This window comes from Bradyrhizobium sp. BRP19, assembly GCF_020194195.1.
Taxonomy (GTDB): Bacteria; Pseudomonadota; Alphaproteobacteria; order Rhizobiales; family Xanthobacteraceae; genus Bradyrhizobium; species Bradyrhizobium yuanmingense.
The window spans coordinates 1-430 of sequence record NZ_JADYVZ010000151.1; the positions used below are offsets into that span (position 1 = coordinate 1).

Consider the following 430-nt stretch of genomic DNA (forward strand, 5'->3'; position numbering starts at 1 on the left):
GCTCGCGTAGCAGCGTCAAGGCCTGCGCATCGGTCACGTTGCGCTGCAGCTCTGGCCACAGCGTGTCGATCAACCGGCTGAAGTGCGCCGGGTATTTACGCTCCAACGCTGCGTACAGCGGCGCGCTGCGCAGCTCTGCGGCCAGCGCTTCGCGGGTATTCAACTGCGTGGCCATGGTTGCGTATTCGCCACCGGGCGACGCGCGCGTGACGACATGGTCGGCCAGCAGTTCCTGCGCGGTGGGAAACCACATCTGGTCGAACGGTGTGTCCTGGACGCGGCGCACAAAGGCATCGGGCAACCCGGCATCTGAATAGGCACGCCAAAGTTCGCTGTCGGTGGCGCCGGGGCTCTGGTCGTGCTCGGCGCCAACCGCGCGCGGGCGGTGGAAGCCGAGTCGCGCGCCAGGTGCGGCGGCGCGGTCTTCGCC

Annotated in this window: 1 pseudogene; it reads right to left on the bottom strand. The window is 68.4% G+C overall.

Annotated features, from left to right (window positions below):
• Window positions 1-430: pseudogene (locus I6F36_RS38945) on the bottom strand (hypothetical protein); the annotation flags it as partial.